The sequence below is a fragment of the Shinella kummerowiae genome (assembly GCF_009827055.1).
Classification (GTDB): Bacteria; Pseudomonadota; Alphaproteobacteria; order Rhizobiales; family Rhizobiaceae; genus Shinella; species Shinella kummerowiae.
Genome location: NZ_WUMK01000002.1, coordinates 301,482 through 320,001, shown reverse-complemented (window position 1 = coordinate 320,001; position 18,520 = coordinate 301,482). Strand labels below are relative to the sequence as shown.

The 18,520-nt window shown below is 62.3% G+C and carries 17 protein-coding genes and 1 tRNA gene; 13 read left to right on the top strand and 5 right to left on the bottom strand.

Translation table 11 applies throughout. The annotated features are described in order from the left end of the window. The first annotated feature begins 13 nt into the window (after window positions 1-13). Window positions 14-532: a hypothetical protein gene (locus GR138_RS05990; RefSeq protein ID WP_160857707.1), complete on the top strand. Its 519-nt coding sequence runs from the start codon at window positions 14-16 to the stop codon at window positions 530-532. A gap of 141 nt (window positions 533-673) precedes the next feature. Further along, a complete protein-coding gene (locus GR138_RS05985; RefSeq protein ID WP_160857706.1) occupies window positions 674-910 on the top strand; it encodes a DUF4189 domain-containing protein in 237 nt (78 codons plus the stop codon). Window positions 911-974: 64 nt separating this feature from the next. Here GR138_RS05985 and GR138_RS05980 read toward each other — a convergent pair whose 3' ends face one another. Beyond that, complete coding sequence (locus GR138_RS05980) at window positions 975-1,871, bottom strand: omptin family outer membrane protease (RefSeq protein ID WP_276508776.1); 897 nt, start codon at window positions 1,869-1,871, stop codon at window positions 975-977. 244 nt (window positions 1,872-2,115) lie between these two features. On the opposite strand from GR138_RS05980, the gene GR138_RS05975 reads away from it, so the two are divergent. Beyond that, window positions 2,116-3,525 carry a hypothetical protein gene (locus GR138_RS05975; RefSeq protein WP_246200311.1) on the top strand — a complete coding sequence of 470 codons (1,410 nt, stop codon included), beginning with the start codon at window positions 2,116-2,118 and terminating at the stop codon, window positions 3,523-3,525. A gap of 110 nt (window positions 3,526-3,635) precedes the next feature. Here GR138_RS05975 and GR138_RS05970 read toward each other — a convergent pair. Further along, window positions 3,636-3,711 (bottom strand) — tRNA-Thr (locus tag GR138_RS05970). Window positions 3,712-3,837: 126 nt separating this feature from the next. Beyond that, the gene (locus GR138_RS05965) at window positions 3,838-4,800 is read right to left on the bottom strand and encodes an NAD(P)H-dependent flavin oxidoreductase (protein WP_160857704.1); all 963 of its coding nucleotides are present in this window, start codon (window positions 4,798-4,800) and stop codon (window positions 3,838-3,840) included. 466 nt (window positions 4,801-5,266) lie between these two features. Here GR138_RS05965 and GR138_RS05960 point away from each other — a divergent pair, with 466 nt between their 5' ends. Continuing rightward, on the top strand, window positions 5,267-6,412 hold the full coding sequence (locus GR138_RS05960; protein WP_160857703.1) for a biotin transporter BioY: 1,146 nt from the start codon (window positions 5,267-5,269) through the stop codon (window positions 6,410-6,412). Window positions 6,413-6,424: 12 nt separating this feature from the next. Here GR138_RS05960 and ppk2 read toward each other — a convergent pair whose 3' ends face one another. Further along, window positions 6,425-7,306, bottom strand: coding sequence for a polyphosphate kinase 2 (ppk2, locus tag GR138_RS05955; protein WP_160857702.1), 882 nt, complete (start codon window positions 7,304-7,306; stop codon window positions 6,425-6,427). A gap of 144 nt (window positions 7,307-7,450) precedes the next feature. Between ppk2 and phoR the strand changes: the two genes are divergently transcribed. From phoR to phoB, 7 genes are all read left to right on the top strand, one after another. After that, window positions 7,451-8,752 carry a phosphate regulon sensor histidine kinase PhoR gene (gene phoR / locus GR138_RS05950; RefSeq protein WP_160857701.1) on the top strand — a complete coding sequence of 434 codons (1,302 nt, stop codon included), beginning with the start codon at window positions 7,451-7,453 and terminating at the stop codon, window positions 8,750-8,752. A 189-nt stretch (window positions 8,753-8,941) separates the two neighbouring features. Continuing rightward, window positions 8,942-9,976, top strand: a complete 1,035-nt coding sequence (locus GR138_RS05945; protein WP_160857700.1) for a substrate-binding domain-containing protein — start codon at window positions 8,942-8,944, stop codon at window positions 9,974-9,976. Between the two features lie 174 nt (window positions 9,977-10,150). Next, window positions 10,151-11,635, top strand: coding sequence for a phosphate ABC transporter permease subunit PstC (gene pstC, locus GR138_RS05940; protein WP_160857699.1), 1,485 nt, complete (start codon window positions 10,151-10,153; stop codon window positions 11,633-11,635). Beyond that, on the top strand, window positions 11,632-12,960 hold the full coding sequence (gene pstA, locus GR138_RS05935) for a phosphate ABC transporter permease PstA (protein WP_202402532.1): 1,329 nt from the start codon (window positions 11,632-11,634) through the stop codon (window positions 12,958-12,960). Before pstC ends, pstA begins: the two co-directional genes overlap by 4 nt. Window positions 12,961-12,974: 14 nt before the next feature. Next, on the top strand, window positions 12,975-13,790 hold the full coding sequence (pstB, locus tag GR138_RS05930) for a phosphate ABC transporter ATP-binding protein PstB (protein ID WP_160857698.1): 816 nt from the start codon (window positions 12,975-12,977) through the stop codon (window positions 13,788-13,790). A 50-nt stretch (window positions 13,791-13,840) separates the two neighbouring features. Then, on the top strand, window positions 13,841-14,569 hold the full coding sequence (gene phoU, locus GR138_RS05925; protein ID WP_160857697.1) for a phosphate signaling complex protein PhoU: 729 nt from the start codon (window positions 13,841-13,843) through the stop codon (window positions 14,567-14,569). A 14-nt stretch (window positions 14,570-14,583) separates the two neighbouring features. Continuing rightward, window positions 14,584-15,267 carry a phosphate regulon transcriptional regulator PhoB gene (phoB, locus tag GR138_RS05920; RefSeq protein WP_160857696.1) on the top strand — a complete coding sequence of 228 codons (684 nt, stop codon included), beginning with the start codon at window positions 14,584-14,586 and terminating at the stop codon, window positions 15,265-15,267. Between the two features lie 132 nt (window positions 15,268-15,399). Here the strand turns inward: phoB and GR138_RS05915 are convergent, their stop codons facing one another. Continuing rightward, complete coding sequence (locus GR138_RS05915) at window positions 15,400-15,936, bottom strand: GcrA family cell cycle regulator (RefSeq protein ID WP_160857695.1); 537 nt, start codon at window positions 15,934-15,936, stop codon at window positions 15,400-15,402. Window positions 15,937-16,360: 424 nt separating this feature from the next. On the opposite strand from GR138_RS05915, the gene GR138_RS05910 reads away from it, so the two are divergent. Both GR138_RS05910 and argF read left to right on the top strand, forming a co-directional pair. Continuing rightward, a complete protein-coding gene (locus GR138_RS05910; protein WP_160857694.1) occupies window positions 16,361-17,551 on the top strand; it encodes an aspartate aminotransferase family protein in 1,191 nt (396 codons plus the stop codon). Window positions 17,552-17,578: 27 nt separating this feature from the next. Beyond that, complete coding sequence (argF, locus tag GR138_RS05905; RefSeq protein WP_160857693.1) at window positions 17,579-18,490, top strand: ornithine carbamoyltransferase; 912 nt, start codon at window positions 17,579-17,581, stop codon at window positions 18,488-18,490. Window positions 18,491-18,520 lie beyond the last annotated feature (30 nt).

Here is an 18,520-nt window from a genome sequence, read left to right as displayed (position 1 = left end):
TGAGGGACAATCAATGCGCATCTTCGGCATCATCGCGGCAATATCGACGCTCGCCATGGCCACGCAGGTCGCGGCGCAGGATTTCGATGCCAGCGGGCCGACGGGGCCACGCGTCAGTCAGAATGAGGCCCAAGCCGAAATCGACCGCCTCAAGGCCGTGATCCGCGAACTGGAACGCGAGATTTCCCGGCTTCGCGACAATGCGTCGACAGCAGAGAGCGTGCCGCAGAAGGATAGTCTCATTGGCACGTGGCTCGGCGGCGTCTCCTGCGGTCGCCGCCAGTTCTCGGTCACCTTGTCGGTCGGCGAGCAGTTCGGCAGGGTGGCCAAAGGTTCGTTCGCCTTCACCGGTGCGGGAACGGGAACCGACGAAGCGCAGATAAGCCCCATGCCGACCGACGATGCACCCGATTCCTACATCATCGTCACCGCGAAGGCGAATACGTACGATTATGTCGTCAAGATTGCCGCCGACACGATGTCCGGCAAATCCACGAGCAGAAACTGCACGATCCGTTTGGAGCGTGAGTGAACCCTTTCCCCAGCGGCACCTGCGCAGGGCCAAGTCGATGATCTCTTCCCCACCCGGCGTTGCTGCTTGCGGCCTTGCTAAGATTGGCGCGCGTGCCATAGGTTGCCCCCGCGCATTCGCGCATTTTTGGGGGATTAAAACATGACGACCACATTGCGGACAGGGCTTGCTGCCCTCGTCCTCGCGACTGCCTTTACCGCATCCACCACCTCGGCGCTGGCTTGGGGCTGCATCGCCGTCTCCGAGGAGGGCAGCTACGGCTACAGCTACAGCTATGATGACGAGGGTGACGCGCGCGAAAAGGCGCTGACCGAATGCGCGAACCGCACCACGGAAGAATCCGTGTGCGAGATCACCGAATGTGACGAAAACGACTAGGGAACCTGCGCCCGGAAAGCCCGCCGAACCGGCGGGCTTTGCCCCGGCTGCCGTTCTGCGTGGGTTAGAACTGGCCGCGAAGGCCGACTTGCAGCGACATCGTCTTGAAGGAAGCGCCGGCAGCATCCCTGTAGAGGGTCGCGATGCCGGTGGATGTGTCCGTCGAGGTCAGGTCGCCGCGTTTGCGGAAGACATTCTCGAAATTGCCGGCGAGGTAGATCGAAGCCGTCTCCGTCAGCCGATAGTCGATGGCCGCATTGAGCATAAGGACCGGTGCGGCCTTCATGTCGCCGAGCGACCGGGTGCTGGTGAGCCAGTGGTTGTCCGTGTCGTCGATACCGACCGTCATACCGCCTTTGACGCCGCCAGACAGGGTCAGTCGGTCGATGCTGGTCGAGCCATCGAAGCCGAGGAACAGCGTCGGTATGTTCTGCTGGTAGGTAATGCCGCGCAGGCCATCCGGGATCTCGCCAATATCGTTGCGGAAGCCCCCATCACTGTAGATGTATGAGCCACCGAAGGCGTCCCAGCGCACCTGGCTGTATTTGATGCCGCCGCCGAAGCTGACAGTGCTGCGCTCGTCGGCGAAGACGTTCCGGCCGATTTCGAATGTCCCGCTGAAATAATAGTCGAGGCGTGTGTCGGGGTGAATGGAGCGATCGCTCCAGCCATCCATGCTCTGATCGACGGCATAACCCGGCACCCAGTCATAGTCGACCATGTGGCCATCGCCGCCAAAGCCGAAGTCGAGCTTGCCCTTGACGTGCCAGTCGCTGCCGAGGTCAGCGCCGGCCGCCACCGTGTAAAGGACGACCCCGTTGCTCTCCCAGTCGAGCTGGCTCGCTTTGTCGTTGCCCAGATAGACGTATTCGTGGGCTTCGATGGTCATGAGACCGACGCCACCGGACAACCAGAAACTACCGTCAGCAGAACGTACAGCGGCATCGCCTGCATGCGCCATGGACGTGCCAAGCGCCAATGCCACCAGCGCAGATCGAAGTATCGGAAAATTCATATGTGACCGCCCCGGAGCAAGAACAGGCCTGTTTCTGCCATAGTCGGAGTGAGTCGTAACCGCGTGAATTATCTGAAGTTGAGAATACGGAGCCTCGTTGCAAATCGGCACTAGTGGTTGCTGCTCACGTTGAGGACAAAAGCGTGCACTCCAGCGAACGCGCTGGTTCCCGCGCACGCTGCGACGTGCTATGCGCCCGGCCTGCCAGCTGATCCGGCAGCCGCAATTCCGACCCAAAAACCTGTTCGATGCCCTCGGCATGTCGTCGGCCGGGACCGATACAACGATGCCGAAGGGCGTGCCGGCTTCCGACGACTGTAAACTTGACGACGAGACGCACCATCCACTGATCACCGGCTCCACCGCGTCGGCGGCATTTGGCGAACGCGATCTGCCAACCAACCATGCTCTCGGCGCGGAGCAGCCGCAGGACAATATGACAAAAGCAATAAACCGACGCGTCGTGGTGCATTTTCCCGGATTCGAGCCCATGACCGCCCGGGCACATCACGGCCGCTTCAAGCGATCCGTTCAATTTTCCTCCAAGGTCTGGGCGTATACCGCGGACGTATCGCCGCTCGCCGACGAAGATGTCAGTCCAAATTTCACGGTCTCAAGCGATGTCGAGGGCTGGAAAACATCCACGACCGTCCACCTGTGCGATCACAAAGCATTGCTCGAACGCCTGACCGAGAAACCGATCCTGCACCGTATGCTGGCGGGCTTTCTCAGCGCCGCCCAGGTCGTCTTCTATGGCGCGGCGGCCGGCTACTTCCGCCACGCATGGCGGTTCGGGTTGTTCTTCGTATTTCCCTTCCTGTTGATGGGCCTCGCACTCGCTGCCTGCCTCTTCGTGGCGGCGACCCCTTTCTGGCTGGATCTGCGCCCCTGGCACTATGGCTGGAGCATCCCGCTCGCCTGGCTGTGTTTTCACTACGTGCTCTTTCCGCTTTCCGAGCGGTTTCTCATCCTTCATCTCTTTGCCGACTGGCAACTGGCCGTGTCGGCCGCCCGCCTTGACGATCCTGACCTCGCCATATGGTTGGAGCAAAGCGCTGTACGGCTCGCCAAGGCGCTCGACGAGCCCGCCGACGAATATGTCATCAGCTCCCACAGCATGGGCTCGACGCTTGCAGCCCATGTCTTCGGAATGGTGCTGGAAAACAATCCAGCACTCATGGCCGGAAAAAAGGTCGTCTTCCTCACCCTCGGGGGGGCGATCCTGCAATGTGCGCTTCTCAGGCCTGCGGCGAGGCTGCGCGCGAGAGTGGGAGCGATAGCGCGCATGCCCGACGTGTCCTTCGTTGAAGTGCACTGCCTGACCGACGTGATCCATTTCTACAAATGCCCGGTCGTCTCCCTCTGCGGGCACCCGGATGCCCCCCAGGCGGAGCAGATGTATATCCGCGTGAAGCAGCTCCTCGAGCCCGAGCGCTACAAGCGAATCAAGCGCGACTTTCTCCGTGTCCATCGCCAATACGTGCTTTACGGCGACAGGCGCGGCACCTTCGACTTCAGCCTTCTCACCGTTAGCCCCTTTCCGGCACACCGGACGGATGACGTTTCGAAGCGAGACTTCACGACGCTGGAACAGGGCTGAACGCGTAAGCGCGGTGTCATCGCGCCTTTCGCGTTCCATCAAGACGCAGCTCGTCACCTGCACCAGTCTTTGAAAGGTGCGGCATAGGGCATCGGGATTTTCAAGGGAAATGGTGCCGCTTACGTGACTCGAACACGTGACCCCGTCATTACGAATGACGTGCTCTACCAACTGAGCTAAAGCGGCCTTCAAACGATCCCGAAGCGCGTCGGGACCGGAATTGGTGCGCTGATAACCGCAATGGGAAGAGATTTCAAGCGGGGAGTTTCAACTTCCGCATTTTTCCCGGTGCGATTCTTCGCCGTGCAGCGTTCAGGTGGCGGCGATGCGGTGTTTTGCGGCGCTGTATTCGCGCTCCAGCCGGGCGACGAGATGTTCGACGGGCGCGACCTCCTTGATGGCGCCGATACCCTGGCCGCAGCCCCAGATGTCTTTCCAGGCTTTGGCGCCGGTCGTTGCCGCTTCGAAGTCCATCTTGGTCGGGTCGGCTTCCGGCAGATGCTCCGGGTCCATGCCGGCGGCGGTGATGGAGGGTTTCAGATAGTTGCCGTGGATGCCCGTGAAATAGTTGGAGTAGACGATGTCCGCGGAGGCGCTGTCGACGATCATCTGCTTGTAGGCGTCGCTTGCGCGCGCCTCGGTCGTGGCGATGAAGGGCGAGCCGATATAGGCCATGTCGGCGCCCATCGCCTGAGCCGCGAGGATCGCGCCGCCGGTGGCGATCGCGCCGGAGAGGAGGAGGGGCCCGTCGAACCATTCGCGTATTTCCTGGACCAGCGCGAACGGGGAGAGCGGGCCGGCATGGCCGCCGGCGCCCGCCGCGACGGCGATCAAGCCGTCCGCGCCCTTGCGGATCGCCGAATTGGCATGCCGGTTGTTGATCACGTCATGCAGCACGATCCCGCCATAGGAATGGATCGCGGCGTTGACCTCCGGCACGGCGCCGAGCGAGGAGATCACCACGGGGACCTTGTACTTCACGCACATCATCAGATCGTGCTCCAGCCGCTTGTTGGAGCGGTGGACGATCTGGTTGACGGCGAAGGGGGCGGCGGGGCGGTCGGGGTTTTGCGCGTCGTGCGCGGCGAGACCTTCGGTGATTTCCGCCAGCCACTCGTCGAGTTGCGATTCCGGACGCGCGTTCAGCGCCGGGAAGGCGCCGATGACGCCGGCCTTGCACTGTGCGAGGGTCAATGCGGGATGCGAGACGATAAAGAGCGGCGCGCCGACGACGGGCAGGCGCAGCTTGTCCTTGAGGATCGCGGGCAGGGCCATGGTGGAAGTCCAGTCCAGTTTTGACGTTTACGAAAACGTCAAAACTATATCAGCGGGATTTCTCTCTGAAAAGGGGTGGCGAGACCAAGGGCAAAGTATCCGGCTGCGCGCCGGGAGATGCCGGCCGTATCGATTTTTCCGGGGAGTTTTTGGGGGCGCGCGACGTTTCGAAAATCCCGCCGTGACCACAGGAATTCCCACCGACCGTCCGTCGCCACGTGTCCGGGAGGCTTCAAGGCGCTCGATGATCAACGGCGCTGATCGCCGTGCTGGCCGGGCCTGCGGGCCGATTTGGTGGCCTTCCCCTGAGGCTTATCCCCGGCGGCGCTTGGGCAGTTTCGGCCGGAAGACTTGCGCAAAGCCCCGGCAAACGTTACGCAAAAGCTAACAAAGACTGGAACGTAGGGCTCTTTCTACAGATGTATCGTGACGGCCGCGTCAGGCGGCTCCCGCAGAAGGGGTGGATGTGAGCGGACTGGAAACGGCAATCAGAAACGCGCTGGCGCGTTCCGAACGCGCCAATGCCGAAGTTCGGGCGCGCATCTACCAGTCGGCGCGCAATGCGCTGGAAGCGGGCCTGCGCAAGCAGGAAATCAACGATCCCGAGACGATTGCCACACAACGCCACCGGCTCGAAGCGACCATCCACGAGATCGAGGCGGAAGAACGGGCACAGCTCGCGGCAGCGCCCGCACAGGATGTTCGTGTGGAGCCCGTCATCGAGGCGCGTCCGGAGCCGGTGCTAAGCGCCGAGCGGGAGGTACGCCCCGAACCGACGCTCGACGCCGAACCGCGCATCGACGCGCATCAGCCGGCAGCGACAGGCGATTTCGGCGCCATTCGCCCCGAGCGTGCCGATGGTTTTGCCAAAAGCACCAAGACGACGGCATCCGCAAGCGCCGCGGCAACCAGCGAAGCTTCGGATTTCCGCCCGGAACGCGTCGCCAAGGCGCGCAAGCGTCGTGGCCGGGTTTTTTCGTTCCTGCTCGTCGTCGCAACGCTGATCGCGGCCTTCGGCGCACTCGCCTGGTGGGTTGAGACGAGCGGGCTTCTCGACGAGTTGCGGAATAGCAGGGATGGCTCGACGCCGCCGGCCACCGTTTCCGGCGAGGATTTTTCCGGCGAGGATCCGATCAAGAAGGCGCTCGATACGCAGAGCCGCTTCTCCTCCGACTGGCGGGCGATCTTCTCGCCGGCCGATACGGCAAAACTTTCGGCGGGTTCGGCCGGCCGTTTCGAGGCTGTCAGCACCAATGACGGTCCGGCGGTGCGTGTCACCTCCACCAATGCCGAGCGCGACGGTTCGGTGCTGATCGAGGTGTCGCCGGACGTGCTGGGGGAAATGGGTGGCAAGACCTCGACGGTTGCGCTGACGCTGCAATCCGTCAACGGCAAGCCGATCCAGGTCTCGGTCGAATGCGACTTCGCGACGATGGGCGGCTGTGGCCGCCATCGTTTCACGGTGTCGGAGCGCACCGACATCCTGTTCCAGGTGGAGTTCGACCGTTCGCTCTCGCCGAGCGGAGCGGGGCATCTGGTGCTGAACAGCGACATGACGGGTGGGGATGCGGCCGTGAACCTCTATGCCGTCCGCATCCTGCCGGGCGAATGAGCCTCCAGGTCCCTATTTGACGAAGCCGGGACCTGATCCGACAATCTTGTCGTCGATCTTGCCGATCGCTTTCTCGTCCTTGCCCTCGTAGTCGAGCGTCGTCAGGATGTGCCGGATCAGGTTGATGCGCGCGCGGCGCTTGTCGTTGGCGCGGATCACCGTCCAGGGCGCCCGGTCGGTATGGGTCGCCTTCAGCATGCGATCACGCTTTTCCGTGTAATCGTCCCACTTGTTGAGCGCGGCGATGTCCATCGGCGAGAGCTTCCAGACCTTCAGGGGATCGTGCCGGCGATCGTGGAAGCGCTTCAGCTGCATCTCGCGGCCGATATTCAGCCAGAACTTGAAGAAATGGATGCCTTCGGAGGCGATCATCTTCTCGATGCGCGGCGTCGCTTTCAGGAATTTCTCGTATTGTTCCGGCGTGCAGAAGCCCATGACCGGCTCGACGCCGGCGCGGTTATACCAGGAACGGTCGAACAGCACGAACTCGCCGGATGTCGGAAAGGTCGCGACATAGCGCTGGAAATACCATTGGCCTTGTTCCGTCTCGGTCGGCTTGGTCAGCGCGACGATGCGGGCGGAACGCGGGTTCATGTTGGACATGGTGGCGTGGATGGCGCCGCCCTTGCCGGCCGCGTCGCGTCCCTCGAAGATCGCCATGATGCGCGCGCCGGTCTTCTGCTGCCAGAACTGCACCTTGACCAGTTCGACCTGAAGGGCTTCGAGCGCTTCTTCATACTCGTCTTCATCGAGTTTCTTGTCATAGGGAAAGTCGTCAGACTGGAATGCCTCCTTGTCGATCCAGTCGGGAAGTTTTGGATCGTCGATATCGAAGACCCGCTTCTTACCGTCAATATCCAGCTCCACAGCCCGGCTTTCGGCCTTTTCCACCATCGTCCACTCCTTCAGAAACGGTTGCGACGCATGCCGCGGACCTCAGAGGTGGCCACAACCGGATTGCGAATTCAAGCGCACCGTGGAAAACATGTCATGAAGTCGCGCTATCCATGGAGAATCGATGGAGGTGCGGAGGATACGATGCTTGCAAGGGAATGGGTGGCTGTGACGGATCAGCGGACGAGCCTCGGCTGGCTGACGGCGCAACTGTGGGGTGAGCGCGTTCTCATCGCGTCGGCCGTTTTCGTCGGCTTCATGATGTGGCTTGCCGGCCTCCATCTCGGCTGGGTGTCGTTCGCCGTCCTCCTGCTCATTATCGCCGGCCTCCTGCGCGTGGAGCGTCGGGTGGTCGAGGCCAGCAGCGCGGCGGTGACCGGCCTCGCCGTTCCCGTTCCCGTGCAGCCGGCCGTCGAGCCAGCCTCAGCCGCCGACGATCTCACGCCCATTGCCGCCGTTCTCGGCGCGCTCGATGCGCCGGCGCTGCTTTTGTCGGCGCGCGAAACGGTAAAGCTTCAGAACCGTGCGGCGGAGTCCATCTTTGGCCCGATTCCGCAAGGCAGCGATCTCGCCGGCCGAATTCGTGCGCCCGGCATTCTCGACATGGTGCGCGATGCCATCGGTTCCGGCCAGCCGCGCGAGACGGAGCATGCCGAGCGCCTGCCGTCCGAGACGGTGTATGTCGTGCGCATCGCCCCGCTTGCCGGCCCGACGACGGAGCCGCTGTGGCTGCTGACCTTTCGCGACGTCTCCCATGCGCGCCGCATCGACCGCATGCGCTCCGACTTCATCGCCAATGCCAGCCATGAGCTGCGTACGCCGCTTGCCTCGTTGCGCGGGTTCATCGAGACCCTTCAGGGACCGGCCAAGAACGACGTCAAGGCGCATGAACGGTTCCTCGTCATCATGCACGAGCAGGCGACGCGCATGAGCCGCCTCGTCGATGACCTTCTCTCGCTCTCCCGCCTCGAGCTGCGCTCGAACCTTGCGCCGGAACAGACGGTCGATCTCGCGCCGTTGCTCGGCCATGTGCGCGACAGCCTACAGCCGCTGGCGTCGGATCTTGGGGTCGAAATCAACCTCGATCTGCCAAAACATCCCGTCCTTGTTCCGGGCGACCGCGACGAATTGGTCGAGGTTTTTGAAAATCTCATCGAAAACGCCTGCAAATATGGCCAGGAGGGCAAGCGCGTGGACGTCGTGCTCTCCGGAGGCGGCGACACGCCCGTCGAATTCAGCGTCACGGACTATGGCCCCGGCATCCCGCCGGAGCATGTGCCGCGGATAACCGAACGTTTCTATCGGGTTAACGTCGAGGCGAGCCGTTCCAAGAAAGGCACAGGTCTTGGCCTGGCGATCGTCAAGCACATCCTCACCCGCCACCGTGCCCGCCTTGTGGTGAAGTCCGAAGTGGGCAAGGGGACGGTCTTTACCGTCAAGTTCTGACACAAAAAGTCGTACTTCTTTTGCATTGATTGAAATTACGTAATAATTTCAGGCGCTTGATGTGTCACAAATGTTTCGTCAAACTGACATAAAAGAGAGGGCGATCGGGGTTTAGAGAAGAGCCGCCGGTCAACGGCAGAGAGCGCAAGAACAGCGCTTCCCATATATGTCCTCTTCGGGAGAACCCAGATGAAATCTCTTAAGCTCACTGTTGCGGCGCTTGTTGCTTCCGCCGCTTTCGCAGGCGTTGCCGTTGCGCGCGACCAGGTCCAGATCGCCGGCTCCTCCACCGTTCTTCCCTACGCCAAGATCGTCGCTGAGACGTTCGGCGAGACCTTCCCTGACTTCAAGACCCCGATCGTCGAATCCGGCGGCACGGGCGGTGGTCTCAAGGAATTCTGCAAGGGCGTCGGCCCGGACACCATCGACATCGCCAATGCATCGCGTGCGATGAAGGCTGACGAAGTCGAAGCCTGCAAGACGGCCGGCGTAACGGAAATCCAGGAAGTAAAGATCGGCTACGACGGCATCGTCTTCGCAACCGACGCCGGCAATGCCGACCTGAAGCTCGAGCCGAAGGACCTCTACCTGGCGCTCGCCGCTGAAGTTGTCGTCGATGGCAAGCTGGTCGCCAACCCCTACAAGAAGTGGTCGGAAGTCAACGCCGCTCTGCCGGAAGCTGAAATCGCCGCCTACATCCCGGGCTCCAAGCACGGCACGCGCGAAGTCTTCGAAGAGAAGGTCCTCGCTCACGGCTGCAAGGACTCCGGCGCTCAGGACGTCATTAAGGCTGCTATCGCCGACGCCAAGGAACAGCTCGCAAAGTGCGTAGCCGTTCGTAAGGACGGAATGGCTGTCGACATCGACGGCGACTACACGGAAACGCTTGCCCGTATCGCTGCCAACAAGTCCGGTATCGGCGTGTTCGGCCTGTCCTTCTACGAAAACAACGCCGACAAGCTGAAGGTCGCCACCATCAACGGCATCGTTCCGTCGACGGAAACGATCGCTTCCGGCGAATACCCGGTCTCGCGCCCGCTGTTCTTCTACGTCAAGAAGGCACATCTCGGCGTTATCCCGGGCCTGAAGGAATATGTCGAGTTCTTCACGAGCGACGACATGATTGGCCCCGACTCCCCGCTGGCTGAATACGGTCTCGTCTCGGCACCGGACGCAGAGCGCGAAGAAATCCGTAAGGCTTTCGTCGACGGCAAGATCATGTAATTCGACTTGGCCGGCGCGGCATTTCCTTGAGAAACACCGCGCCGGCCGCTCCCTATCGGGCGGCCTTTCGCCCACGTCATATTCTTCGACCGGGAATGGGGCGCCTTGTCGAACGGTCGGGGCGGGCGATTTTGCGCGTCCAGGGCGGATGATCTCGCCGGGAGAATTTCCTAAATGAGTATTTCCTTTCTTTTGCTCATCGTCGCCATCATCGGCGTGGCGGGCTATCTGATCGGCAGCTGGCGCGCCAACGCGCTTGCCGGCGGCAAGCTTTCGAGCCTGCATTCCCGGCCAGGCTATTACGGCTCCTACGTTGCCGTATGGTCCATGCTTCCTGCGGTCGTCGTTCTCCTGGTCTGGATCGTCGCCAGCCCGATCTACATCAGTTCGACCGTCCGCGCCGGCTTCCCCGAAGAGGTGAAGGCGACGTCGCAAGCTGAGCAGAACCTCGGCTACAACATGATCAGCGCCATTGCGCGGGGCCTGAGGGTCCTGGCGCCGGAAGAGCGCGAAGCGATTTTCAAGGACGGCAGCACGGCCCGCACTGTGCTCGCCGGCAAGGGCGTGCCGCTCGCCGCCGATCCTGCACCCTATATGCTGACCTCGGCCGACAGCCTCAATCGCATGTCGCAGGCGAGCAGCACCTTCCTGGCGATCGTCGTGGTCCTCACGGCTCTGGCCGGGGCGGTTTTCTCCTACCGCGTGATCGCGCCAAAGTTCCGCGCGCGCAACCGCGTCGAAGGCGTCATGCTGGTTGGTCTCATCGCCGCATCGTCGATCGCCATCCTGACGACGGTCGGCATCGTGGCCTCCATGCTGACGGAAGCCGTTCATTTCTTCAACAGGGTTCCGGCCTGGGAGTTCTTCTTCGGTACGGTCTGGGATCCGCGTTTTGCCGCCGCCGGTTCGACGGATTCGTCCGGCCAGTTCGGCCTCATCCCGCTGCTCGCCGGCACGCTCTATATCGGTTTCGTCGCCATGCTGGTTGCCGTACCGGTCGGTTTGTTCGCGGCGATCTACATGTCGGAATACGCCTCGCGTCATGTCCGTTCGGTCGCAAAGCCGCTGCTTGAGGTGCTGGCCGGCATTCCCACCATCGTCTACGGCTTCTTCGCTCTCGTGACGGTGGGTCCGTTCCTGCGCGACCTTTCCGCCCAGCTGAGCGGTCTCGTTACCGGCGATTATTCCAACTTCATCCAGGCACAAAGCGTACTGACGGCGGGTTTCGTTATGGGCATCATGTTGATTCCCTACGTCTCGTCGCTGTCGGACGACATCATCACGGCCGTGCCGCGTGCCCTGCGTGACGGTTCGCTCGGCCTTGGTGCCACCCGCTCGGAGACGATCAAGCGCGTCATCCTGCCGGCCGCGCTGCCGGGCATCGTCGGCGCGCTCCTGATGACCGCCTCGCGCGCCGTCGGCGAAACGATGATCGTGGTGCTTGCGGCCGGTGTGGCTGCCCGTATACAGATCAACCCCTTCGAGCCGATGACGACCGTGACGGTCAAGATCGTCAGCCAGCTGACGGGCGATCTCGAATTCACCTCGCCTCAGACGCTGGTGGCCTTCGCGCTCGGCATCACGCTGTTCGTCATCACACTTTGCCTCAATATCTACGCCCTCTATATCGTGCGCAAATACCGGGAGCAGTACGAATGAGCCAGGTCTCCACGAGCCCTTCGATGGCCGCCCTTGGCGCCACCGCCAAACCCGAACGCCGCGATATCGGCCTGCGCGGTCGCTATGCCGCCGAACGCCGCTTCCGCCTCTACGGCATGGCCGCAATCGCTTTTGGCCTTGTCTTCCTGTTCCTGTTGCTGTTCTCGGTGGTCTCCAAGGGCTACACCGCATTCCAGCAGTCGATGATCACCATTCCGGTCGAGTTTTCGGAACAGATCATCGACAAGGACAACGAGCGTGCCACCAATCCGCAGAAGCTGGTCTCGGCCAACTATCCGGTCGTTGCCCGCAATGCGCTTGCCAAGGTGCTTGGCGTCAGCGAGGACGATCGCCAGGGCCTGCGCGCCATCAACGGCATGATCTCGGACAGCGTCCGCACGCAGCTCCGCGATCTTGTCACGGCCGATCCGTCGATTATCGGCACCACCCGGACTGTGAGCTTCCTGGCGCACGGCGATCTCGATTCCGCCTTCAAGGGGCAGATCGATCTTTCGGTTGCCGAGAACAACCGCAAGATTTCGGACAAGCAGATCGGCTGGATGAACCAGCTCGCCGAAAGTGGCGCGCTTGCCAAGCACTTCAACACCGGCATCTTCGTCAACGGCGCGTCGAGCCGCCCGGAAGCCGCTGGCGTTGGGGTTGCTGCCGTCGGCTCCCTCTACATGATGCTGATCGTGCTCGTACTGGCGCTGCCGATCGGCGTCGCGGCCTCGATCTACCTCGAGGAGTTTGCGCCGAAAAACCGCTTCACGGACCTTATTGAGGTCAACATCAACAACCTCGCTGCCGTACCGTCGATCGTCTATGGTCTGCTCGGTCTCGCCGTCTTCGTGAATTTTGCCGGCTTTCCGCGCTCGGCATCGCTTGTCGGTGGTTTGGTGCTGACGCTCATGACGCTGCCGACGATCATCATCGCGACGCGTTCCGCGCTGAAAGCCGTGCCGCCGTCGATCCGAGCCGCGGCGCTGGGCCTTGGCGCCTCCAAGATGCAGACTGTATTCCACCACGTGCTGCCGCTCGCCATGCCTGGCATCCTCACAGGCACGATCATCGGCCTTGCGCACGCGCTCGGTGAAACGGCACCGCTGCTGCTGATCGGCATGGTCGCTTTCGTCGCCGATATTCCTTCGACGCCGCTCGAGCCCGCAACGGCCCTGCCGGTGCAGATCTACATGTGGGCGAACGAGGCGGAGCGCGCCTTCGTGGAGCGCACGTCGGGAGCGATCATCATCCTCCTCATCTTCCTCATCCTCATGAATGTGGGTGCAATCCTGTTGCGCCGCCGTTTTGAACGGCGCTGGTAGAAGGTTATAGACAGATGAACATCATGTCAGAAGCAGCAGTCGAGAAAGCGCTGGACAAGAAAATGAACGACATTTCCTACAAGATGATCGGCAAGGACGTTTCGGTCTATTACGGCGACAAGCGCGCGCTCTACGACGTCAACCTCAATGTCCGCGAAAACACCGTGACCGCCCTCATCGGTCCGTCGGGCTGCGGCAAGTCCACGTTCCTGCGGACGCTGAACCGCATGAACGACACGATCGAAGGCTGCCGCGTCACCGGCCGCATCACACTCGATACGGATGATATCTACGATCCGAACATCGACGTGGTGGAACTGCGCGCCCGCGTCGGCATGGTCTTCCAGAAGCCGAATCCGTTCCCGAAATCGATCTACGAGAACGTCGCCTATGGCCCGCGCATCCATGGCCTTGCCAAGGCGAAGGCCGATATGGACGGGATCGTCGAGTCCAGCCTGCAGAAGGCCGGCCTCTGGAACGAGGTGAAGGATCGCCTTCACGAAGGCGGTACCGGCCTCTCCGGCGGCCAGCAGCAGCGTCTGTGCATCGCCCGCGCCGTCGCCGTCAGCCCGGAAGTCATCCTGATGGACGAGCCCTGCTCGGCGCTCGATCCGATCGCGACGGCCAAGGTCGAAGAATTGATCCACGAGCTGCGCGCCAACTTCACGATCGTCATCGTGACGCACTCGATGCAGCAGGCGGCCCGCGTTTCGCAGCGTACCGCCATGTTCCACCTCGGCAACCTTGTCGAGGAGAATGACACCGACAAGATGTTCACCAACCCGGATGACCAGCGCACGCAGGACTATATCATGGGCCGCTTCGGCTGACGTTGCCGTCGCCAAAGCCCTGAAAACCCGAGCGCATTAAGGACAGAACCATGTCATCGACCCATATTGTCTCGATCTATGACGAAGAATTGAAATACCTCTCCCGCCGCATCTCTGAGATGGGCGGCACGGCCGAGCAGATGGTCGCGGATTCCGTCCGTGCGCTCGTCACCACCGATGGCGCGCTGGCGCAGAAGGTGATCTCGGAAGACGTCATCCTCGACAATGCCGAACGCCAGATCAACGAGAAGGCGATCGTCACCATCGCCAAGCGCCAGCCGATGGCGGCGGACTTGCGCGAAATCATGGGTGCGATCCGTATCGCCGCCGAACTGGAGCGCGTCGGCGATCTCGGCAAGAACACCGCCAAGCGCGTCATCGCCGTGCAGAGCTCCGGCATGCCGCGCACGCTCGCCCGCGGCCTCGAGCACCTGGCCGAACTCACGCTGATCCAGCTCAAGGAAGTGCTCGACGTCTACGCGACCCGCTCGGTCGAGAAGGCCAAGGCGATCCGCGAGCGCGACGACGAGATCGACGCGATCTACACGTCGCTGTTCCGGGAACTCCTGACCTACATGATGGAAGATCCGCGCAACATCACGCCCTGCACGCACCTCCTGTTCTGCGCCAAGAACATCGAGCGCATCGGCGACCACGCGACCAACATCGCGGAAACCATCTACTACATGGCGACCGGCTCGCAGCCCGAGGGTGAACGCCCGAAGGACGATACCACGACGTCGGTCGTCACTGCCGACGTAACCGACGCCTCCGAGTAAGGAGTTTCCCCTCCATGGTGCCCAGAATTGCCGTCGTCGAAGACGAGGAGGCGCTCAGCGTCCTCCTGCGCTACAATCTCGAGGCCGAAGGTTTTGAGGTCGATACGATCCTGAACGGTGACGAGGCCGAGGTCCGTCTGCAGGAGCGCCTGCCGGACCTTCTTATCCTCGACTGGATGTTGCCGGGCGTTTCGGGCATCGAGCTGTGCCGGCGGTTGCGCCAGCGTCCGGAAACCGAGCGTCTGCCGATCATCATGCTGACGGCACGCGGCGAGGAGAGCGAGCGCGTGCGCGGGCTCGCGACCGGCGCCGACGACTATGTTGTCAAGCCGTTCTCGACGCCGGAACTCGTCGCCCGCGTTCGCGCCATGCTGCGCCGGGCCAAACCCGAGGTCGTCTCGACGGTGCTGCGCTGCGGCGATATCGAGCTCGACCGCGAGACTCATCGTGTGCATCGCCGTACCCGCGAAGTCCGCCTCGGCCCAACGGAATTTCGTCTGCTGGAGTTCCTGATGACCTCGCCCGGCCGCGTCTTCTCGCGCTCTCAGCTTCTCGACGGCGTCTGGGGCCATGACATCTATGTCGACGAACGCACCGTCGACGTGCATGTCGGGCGCCTGCGCAAGGCGCTCAACTTCGCCAATATGCAGGACGTCATCCGCACTGTCCGCGGTGCCGGCTATTCGCTGGAAACCTGAGCCAGATGTTTCCTCCCAAGGACGGAAATGGGCCCTTCGGGGCCTGTTTGCGTTTTGGAGCCTCGCGCCTGCCTCACCAGCCAAAGAAAAGGGCCCCTTCGGGCCCTCATCGCATTCCGTTTTTCGCGTCTGCTAGCGCATCCGGCGCCGTTCGGCGGAAGGCTGGTAGGCCAGGCGCTGGTGGTAGGTGCAGTAGGGCGAGTTGTCCGGGGACTCGTTACCGCAGAAATGGAAGTCGTCGTTCAGCGGATCGCCGATCGGCCACTTGCAGGTGCGCTCGGTGAGCTGGGTCAGTTCCAGCTTACGCGACATCGGCACGACCACCTTGTTGCCGTTGGCGGGAACCGGCAGCTGTTCGATCTGTGCGTCAAAATCGGCGTCGATGTCTTCCTTGGCGACGATCGCACCAGCCGGGCGCGCCGCAACGCGGGCGGGGACCGGACGGGCCGCGAAGTTCGAGGGCCGCGGCGTTGCAACGGCCGGGCGCTTCGGGCGGGCGGCGCTCGGTGTGCCGCCGGCCTTTGCGCGACCCGGTAGGTTCAGCCGGTGCACCTTGCCGATGACGGCGTTGCGGCTGACGCCGCCGAGCTGTGCTGCGATCTGGCTCGCGCTCAGACCTTCGCTCCAGAGCTTCTTGAGTTTCTCGACCCGCTCGTCTGTCCAGTTCATCTTCTCGTCTCCGTTCGACGCTCGCGATGCGGGAATCCCTCATCGCGTTCCGGATGGGTCCGGAACTTGAACGCCCTAACTCTTTTGGTGACTAGTTCCGCCGCTTGCAGTCTAGTAATTGGTCTTTAACCTAGAGTTCGGGGGACTCTGTGACAAGAGTCGCAGGAATCGGTGCGAATCGATTTCGGAGTTTTCCCCAACTTGCTGCCCTGGTGTGACTCAAGAGCGACACCTTGCGCGCGTACCGTGAATCCTCACGTTGCGGTAGGTTCAGCGGCATTTCAGACGCGCATTTCATTGACATTGCAGGGGGAAATGCCGATAGTGCGGCATGCCGCCGAAAGGCGGTTTTTGATTTTTCCGGAGCCTGGAAAAGTCAAGTCGTAAACGAATCTTTCCGCATCTCTTTTGGAGGATCCGCGCCATGGCCGATGCCGCGCCGCTCTATGAAACCTATATGCGTGCGCCGCTCCGGTTCACGCGGGGGGAGGGCGTCTGGCTGATCGCCGAAAATGGCGAGCGATATCTCGATTTCGCCGCCGGCGTCGCCGTCAATTCGCTTGGCCATGCGCATCCCCATCTCGTCGCGGCCCTGAAGGATCAGGCCGAAAAGGTTTGGCACCTGTCCAACCTCTACGAGGTTCCGGGCCAGGAAAGCCTCGGTCGCCGGCTGACGGAAGCCACCTTCGCCGACAAGGTGTTCTTCACCAATTCCGGGGCGGAAGCGCTGGAATGCGCGATCAAGACCGCGCGCCGCTACCATTTCGCCAATGGCCACCCTGGCAAGTTCCACATTATCACCTTCGATGGCGCCTTCCATGGCCGCACGATCGCGACGATCGCCGCCGGCGGGCAGGAGAAGTACATCGAGGGCTTCGGCCCGAAGGCGCCCGGCTTCCTCAAGGTTCCCTTCGGCGACCTCACCGCCGTCAAGGATGCGATCACCGAGGAAACGGCCGCCATCCTGATCGAGCCCGTGCAGGGCGAGGGCGGCATCCGCCCCGTTCCGAAGGAGTTCATGCAGGAACTTCGCCAGCTCTGCGACGAATACGGCCTGCTGCTGATCCTCGACGAAGTGCAGTCCGGTGTCGGCCGCACGGGCCGCCTGTTCGCCCATGAATGGGCGGGCATCACGCCGGATATCATGGCGGTCGCCAAGGGCATCGGCGGTGGCTTTCCGCTCGGTGCATGCCTTGCCACGAACGAGGCGGCCGCCGGCATGGTCGCCGGCACGCATGGCTCCACCTATGGCGGCAACCCGCTCGCCATGGCCGTCGGCAATGCCGTGCTCGACGTCGTGCTGGAAGACGGGTTCCTCGATCACATCCGCGACGTTGCCCTCGTCTTCCGCCAGGGCCTTGCAGCACTCAAGGACCGTTTCCCCGAGATCATCGAGGATGTCCGTGGTGAAGGCCTGATGCTCGGCATCAAGGCAAAGATCCCTGTCGCGGATCTGCTGAAGGCCGTGCGCGCGGAACAACTGCTCGCCGTGCCCGCTGGCGACAATGTGCTGCGGCTGCTGCCGCCGCTCACCGTGACAGCGCAGGAGGCACGCGAAGGGCTCGCCCGCATTGAGCGCGCAGCCGAAAAGCTGACGGCGGCGAAGGCCGCATAAGCAGGACCGGGACAGACAGGACATATCATGGCCAAGCATTTTCTCGACCTTTCCGCCGTTTCGGAAAGCGATCTCCGCGTCATCATGGACGATGCGCACACGCGAAAGGCCGCCCGCAAGGCCGGCACGGAAGAAAAGCCGCTCGCCGGCAAGATGCTCGCGATGATCTTCGAGAAGCCCTCCACGCGAACGCGCGTCTCCTTCGATGTCGGCATGCGCCAGCTCGGCGGCGAGACGCTGTTCCTGTCGGGCACGGAAATGCAGCTCGGCCGCGCCGAGACAATCGGCGACACGGCCAAGGTCCTGTCGCGCTATGTCGATGCCATCATGATCCGCACGACGGACCATAACCGTCTGCTGGAGCTTGCCGAACACGCCACCGTGCCTGTCATCAACGCGCTGACGGATCTCACGCATCCCTGCCAGATCATGGCTGACATCATGACCTTCGAGGAGCATCGCGGCTCGACGAAGGGCAAGACCTTCGCCTGGACGGGTGATGGCAACAATGTGCTGCATTCCTTCGTCGAGGGCTCGGCCCGCTTCGGCTACACGATGAAGATGGCCGTGCCGATGGGCTCGGAGCCGGACGACAAGATCCTCAATTGGGCGCGCGACAACGGTGGCAACATCCTGCTCGGCCATGATCCGGACGCCATCGTCGATGGTGTCGATCTGGTCGTCACCGACTGCTGGGTCTCGATGAACCAGGAACACCGTGCCCGCGGCCACAACATCTTCCAGCCCTACCAGGTCAACAAGCAGCTGATGGCGCGGGCGAACGACGATGCACTCTTCATGCATTGCCTGCCGGCGCATCGCGGCGAGGAGGTCACCGATGAGGTGATCGACGGCCCGCAGTCGGTGGTCTTCGACGAGGCGGAAAACCGCCTGCATGCGCAAAAATCGATCCTTGCCTGGTGCCTGGGCGCCGTCTGACGGCCGTCTTGAAAAACACGGCGACCGACA

Bases quoted from the DNA above. Each gene is read 5' to 3' on its own strand.
- pstB (WP_160857698.1), top strand. From the start codon at position 12,975: ATGAACATCATGTCAGAAGCAGCAGTCGAGAAAGCGCTGGACAAGAAA.
- GR138_RS05910 (WP_160857694.1), top strand. From the start codon at position 16,361: ATGGCCGATGCCGCGCCGCTCTATGAAACCTATATGCGTGCGCCGCTC.
- GR138_RS05985 (WP_160857706.1), top strand. From the start codon at position 674: ATGACGACCACATTGCGGACAGGGCTTGCTGCCCTCGTCCTCGCGACT.
- GR138_RS05975 (WP_246200311.1), top strand. From the start codon at position 2,116: ATGCGCCCGGCCTGCCAGCTGATCCGGCAGCCGCAATTCCGACCCAAA.
- phoB (WP_160857696.1), top strand. From the start codon at position 14,584: ATGGTGCCCAGAATTGCCGTCGTCGAAGACGAGGAGGCGCTCAGCGTC.
- GR138_RS05965 (WP_160857704.1), bottom strand. From the start codon at position 4,800: ATGGCCCTGCCCGCGATCCTCAAGGACAAGCTGCGCCTGCCCGTCGTC.
- GR138_RS05980 (WP_276508776.1), bottom strand. From the start codon at position 1,871: ATGGCGCATGCAGGCGATGCCGCTGTACGTTCTGCTGACGGTAGTTTC.
- argF (WP_160857693.1), top strand. From the start codon at position 17,579: ATGGCCAAGCATTTTCTCGACCTTTCCGCCGTTTCGGAAAGCGATCTC.
- ppk2 (WP_160857702.1), bottom strand. From the start codon at position 7,306: ATGGTGGAAAAGGCCGAAAGCCGGGCTGTGGAGCTGGATATTGACGGT.
- GR138_RS05915 (WP_160857695.1), bottom strand. From the start codon at position 15,936: ATGAACTGGACAGACGAGCGGGTCGAGAAACTCAAGAAGCTCTGGAGC.
- GR138_RS05990 (WP_160857707.1), top strand. From the start codon at position 14: ATGCGCATCTTCGGCATCATCGCGGCAATATCGACGCTCGCCATGGCC.
- phoR (WP_160857701.1), top strand. From the start codon at position 7,451: ATGCTTGCAAGGGAATGGGTGGCTGTGACGGATCAGCGGACGAGCCTC.
- phoU (WP_160857697.1), top strand. From the start codon at position 13,841: ATGTCATCGACCCATATTGTCTCGATCTATGACGAAGAATTGAAATAC.
- pstA (WP_202402532.1), top strand. From the start codon at position 11,632: ATGAGCCAGGTCTCCACGAGCCCTTCGATGGCCGCCCTTGGCGCCACC.
- GR138_RS05945 (WP_160857700.1), top strand. From the start codon at position 8,942: ATGAAATCTCTTAAGCTCACTGTTGCGGCGCTTGTTGCTTCCGCCGCT.
- pstC (WP_160857699.1), top strand. From the start codon at position 10,151: ATGAGTATTTCCTTTCTTTTGCTCATCGTCGCCATCATCGGCGTGGCG.